This window comes from Microbacterium umsixpiens, assembly GCF_053543675.1.
In genome coordinates this window covers 7,805-12,341 of the sequence record NZ_JBLVOH010000149.1, presented here as the reverse complement: position 1 = coordinate 12,341, position 4,537 = coordinate 7,805, and the positions used below count along the sequence as shown (strand labels likewise).

Here is a 4,537-nt window from a genome sequence, read left to right as displayed (position 1 = left end):
GGGGCCTTTCGGCTCGGTTCTTGAGGAGTTGTGAACGGGCCCGACCCCGCGACGGGCCGGAACAGGTCAGCCGAGGGCGATGCCCCAGTGCAGGGTCCAGGTCTCGCCGGGGGCGAGACGACGGATGCCGAGGCCGTTGTTCAACGCATCGGCGGGCGCGGTCATCGGCTCGATCGCGACCGCGAGGCTCTGGCCGGGATAGAGCGCGGTCGTGTACACCTGCACGTAGTCGAAGCCCTCGCCCTGCCACAGGGTCACGCGGCGGCCGTCGGGTGCCGTGAGCGAGTGCCGCACGCGGCCGTCGGCGTCGCGGGCGAGGTCGGTGAACCCGGTGTCGAGGGTGACGTCGCCCAGCCGGACCCCGTCGCGCAGGGCGGCCTCGGCGGGACGGGTGCCGGTGGGGAGCATCCGCTCGTCGGTCGTGAACGCCGTCTCGGCGGGAACACGCAGCACCAGGTCATGCGGGTCGACGTCGCCGATCGTCACGAAGGGGTGCGTGCCGAGAGCGACCGGCGCGGGCGTCGCCGAGCGGTTGGTGAGTGTGTGCGTGACCTCGATGCCGTCGGGCGTGAGCGTGTAGGTCACGGCGGTCTCGATCAGGTACGGGTAGCCGGTCTGGGGCACGATCGTCGCCCGCAGCACGGCTTCGGCGTCGGTGTGCGACACCTCGTACGCCGTGAAGCGCAGCAGTCCGTGACTCGCATTGTTCAGCTTCGGCTCGGTGATCGCGAGCAGGCGCGAGGTGCCGTCGTCATCCCACCGACCGTCGCGCACGCGGTTCGGCCACGGGGTGAGGACCACGCCGGAACAGGCGGGCGTGGGCTGATCGAGCGGGTATGGAGGGACGAGGTCGACGCCGCCGATGCGCAGCGACCGCAGAGACGCGCCGACCTGCGCGATCTGGGCGGTCGCATCGCCGAGTCGGAGGGTGATCTGGGCGCCGGTGGGGGATGCGGAAGTCACTTCGACATCGTACGGCCACCCCCGCGTCGGCACTCTCTCAGGCGCGTCGGCTACACTTGTGCGGTCGGCTTCGGACACCCGCGCGTTGGCGCGGACGTTTTATGTGTGTGAAGTGTGAGTCCAGGGGCCGATGGTGAGCGTCGCTCGACGCTAATCAACCATCACATGAATGGCCCCGGCCGCTGACAGTCCGGAACCCCGCTGGTCGCATCCGACCACGCGCAGGGTGCTCGCGCGTGTGCGCGGCGCTGTTCTCGTGCGAGAACACAGGAAGACAACGCAATGCCCAAGAACAAGAAGCCCCGCGGCGGACGTCCCGCCGCCAACTTCGAGCCGCGCTACGGCGCCAAGAAGACCTCCTTCCACGACCGCCACAACGGCGGCCCCGCCCGTGACGGTGCGCGCGACGAGCGTGGTGCCCGCGCGGATGCCGGCGACCGCCGCTCCGCCCCCGCCGCCGGCGGCTACGACCGTCGTCCCGGCAGCCGCAGCGCCGGTCACCGTGGCTACCGCCCGGCCGAGGCCGAGTCGGGTGCGCCCAAGCAGCGCTGGAACGCCTCCGAGCGTGCCGGCCGCGACGAGGCCCGGGGCATCCGCAACCGCGCCGAGTCCGGACGCCGCGAGGCACCGCACCACCGCAACGACGAGCGCTCCGAGCGTCCTCGCTACAACGACCGGCCCAGCGCCGGCGGCCGCTTCGACGACCGTCCGCGTCGGGACGACCGTGGCGGACAGCGTCCGAGCGGACAGCGCCCGACCGGTCCCGGAACCTACCGCGACGAGCGCGGCGGCGACCGCCCCCGCTTCGACCGCGACGACCGCTCACGTCGTGACGACCGTGGCGCCGGCACCCAGCGTCAGGGCTTCCGCGACAACGACCACCGCGATGGCGGGCGTCCGGTCCGCGACGACCGCCGTGGCGGCGGCGAGCGTCCCCGGTTCAACAGCGACCGTGGCGCCGAGCGTCCCCGGTTCAACAGCGACCGTGGCACCGAGCGCCCCCGGTTCGACCGCGACGAGCGTCCGCGCCGTGACGACCGCGGCGGCGACCGTGCCCGCAGCAACGACCGTGGCGCCGACCGCGGCGGCGAGCGTTCGTACGACGCCGACCGCGCCCGTCGGGCCTTCGACCGCGACCGCACGCAGCGCTCGTACGAGGGCGGCCGTGACGAGCGTTCGCGTCCGTCGACCGGTGGCGCGTACCGCACCGAGCGTCCGCGCCCGCTGACCTCCGACACCCGTGGGCGTCCGGCGCGCAACGAGCGCCCGAGCCGCAACGACTGGAACGCCACCAGCCGGCCCGAGTCGACCGGAGCGAAGTTCACCCCGGGCGACGACGTCGTGCACGAGCGCCTCGAGGCGAAGTCCGTCGCAGCCGTCGAGGTCGACGGTGTGACCTTCGGTGACCTCGGTCTCGGCTCGAACATCGTCGACACCCTCGTCGGCATGGGCGCGGCGACGCCGTTCCCGATCCAGGCCGCCAGCATCCCGGCCGTCCTCGCCGGGCGCGACGTGCTCGCCCGCGGTCGCACCGGCTCCGGCAAGACCATCGCTTTCGGCGCCCCGCTCGTCGAGCGCGTGCTGCAGTCGCAGGCCGGCAAGCGCCGTGAGTTCGGACGGTCGCCGCGCGCGATCATCCTCGCTCCGACGCGCGAGCTCGCGCTGCAGATCGACCGCACGATCCAGCCGATCGCCCGCAGCGTCGGCCTCTTCACCACGCAGATCTACGGTGGTGTCCCGCAGGGTCGCCAGGTCGGTGCGCTGAAGAAGGGCGTCGACATCGTGATCGGCACCCCCGGTCGCGTCGAGGACCTCATCAACCAGGGCAAGCTCGACCTCTCGGACTGCCGCATCGCGGTGCTGGACGAGGCCGACCACATGTGCGAGCTCGGATTCGTCGAGCCCGTGCAGCGCATCCTGCGTCACACCGCAGACGGCAGCCAGAAGCTGCTGTTCTCGGCCACGCTCGACCGCGAGGTCGCGGCTCTCGTCGACGAGTTCCTCGTCGACCCGGCTGTGTACGAGGTCGCCGGTGAAGACCAGGACTCCAGCACGATCGAGCACCGCGTGCTCGTGATCGAGCACCGTGACAAGGCCGACATCCTCACGTCGCTCGTCGACCGTGCCGGCAAGACGCTGGTCTTCGCCCGCACGCGTGCCTACGCCGACATGCTCGCCGAGCAGTTCGACGATGCCGGCATCCCGGCCGTCTCGCTGCACGGCGACCTGAACCAGGCCAAGCGCACGCGCAACCTCGAGCGTCTGACCTCGGGCCGCGTGAACGTGCTCGTCGCCACGGATGTCGCCGCCCGCGGCATCCACGTCGACGACATCGACCTGGTCGTCCAGGCCGACGCTCCCGACGAGTACAAGACGTACCTGCACCGCTCGGGTCGTACCGGCCGCGCGGGTCGTTCGGGTCGTGTCGTCACGCTGATCACGCGTCAGCGTCAGCGTCGCATGACCGAGCTGCTCGACCGCGCCGAGATCGACGCGCCGTTCGAGAACGCGCGCCTCGACGACGACGTGATCGAGGAGATCGCCGGTCGCGTGCCGACGGCGGCCGACCTCACCGCCTGAGTCTCGCTCACCAGAGGCCCCGTCCCGCTTCCGCGGTCCGGGGCCTCTGTCGTGTCCGCGCCCCGCGCTCCCCGCGCTCCCCGCCCCCTACCCGCTCCCTGCTGCCGAGTGCACGGGATGCTGCCGAGTGCACGGCTTACCTGCGTGAAGACGCCGTGCGTTCGACGCGAAGCCGTGCGCTCGGCGGTGGGGGGAGCGGGCTGAGTCGCGCCGATCAGGCCAGCTCGTGCGCGTGCACGGTCGAGGTCAGGCTCGTGCCGTTGAGGTCGAGGTAGATCACTCCCTCGGCCCGCGTGAGGGTCATCGTGTTGCGGCGTTCGATCAGAGCCGCGGCCGACTCGATGAATCCGGGATCGAAGCTGTACACGCGGATGTCCTCGCGGCGGTGGATGCGCTTGTCCGCCCACTGCGCCATGACCTTCGCGGGGTCGCGGTGCGTGTAGACGACAGTGCGTTCGGCCAGTCGGCTGCCGTGGTGCAGTCGCTCGGCATCGGGCGCCCCGATCTCGACCCAGACGGTGATGAGCCCGGTCATGTCGCGCACGAGCACGGCCGGTTCCTCGGTCGAGGAGATGCTGCCGCCGAACGTGATGCCCTCGGCGAACTCGAGTCCGTAGGCGAGCACGCGGGTGAGCATGTACGCGTCGGTCTCGGACGGATGCCGCGCCACGCGCAGCGAGTAGTCCTCGTAGATTCCGCGGTCGGTGTCAGCGAGCTGCACCTCGAATGTGTGGACTGTCGAACCGATCGCCATGATCCCCGAGCCTACGCGGCCACGGGTGGGGCGACCGACCGGGTGAGAGGGGCGATCCGGCTCAGAACAGCATCGGCTGCGCAGCCGCGGCCTGAGCAGTGGGCGTGAAGCGCACCGCTGCCGCGGTCGCCGCTCCCGACTGTACGTGTCCCTGCCCTGGTCGGAACCCGCGGCGCGAGTAGTCGTCTTCGTGGCGTCCGTCGAGTCCGTGCATCCGGATGAGCGGGCGAGCCCGTTTCG

Annotated in this window: 3 protein-coding genes; 1 reads left to right on the top strand and 2 read right to left on the bottom strand. The window is 71.4% G+C overall.

The features are described 5' to 3' along the window. Positions 1-66: 66 nt before the first annotated feature. Positions 67-963, bottom strand: coding sequence for an aldose 1-epimerase family protein (locus tag ACNPM4_RS14670; protein ID WP_448986132.1), 897 nt, complete (start codon positions 961-963; stop codon positions 67-69). 282 nt (positions 964-1,245) lie between these two features. On the opposite strand from ACNPM4_RS14670, the gene ACNPM4_RS14665 reads away from it, so the two are divergent. Then, a complete protein-coding gene (locus ACNPM4_RS14665; RefSeq protein WP_448986131.1) occupies positions 1,246-3,543 on the top strand; it encodes a DEAD/DEAH box helicase in 2,298 nt (765 codons plus the stop codon). A 214-nt stretch (positions 3,544-3,757) separates the two neighbouring features. Here ACNPM4_RS14665 and ACNPM4_RS14660 read toward each other — a convergent pair whose 3' ends face one another. Then, positions 3,758-4,297, bottom strand: coding sequence for a YaeQ family protein (locus ACNPM4_RS14660; protein WP_448986130.1), 540 nt, complete (start codon positions 4,295-4,297; stop codon positions 3,758-3,760). Positions 4,298-4,537: the final 240 nt, after the last annotated feature.

Excerpts from the sequence above, each read along its gene's own strand:
- ACNPM4_RS14665 (WP_448986131.1), top strand. The coding sequence starts at position 1,246 with ATGCCCAAGAACAAGAAGCCCCGCGGCGGACGTCCCGCCGCCAACTTC.
- ACNPM4_RS14660 (WP_448986130.1), bottom strand. The coding sequence starts at position 4,297 with ATGGCGATCGGTTCGACAGTCCACACATTCGAGGTGCAGCTCGCTGAC.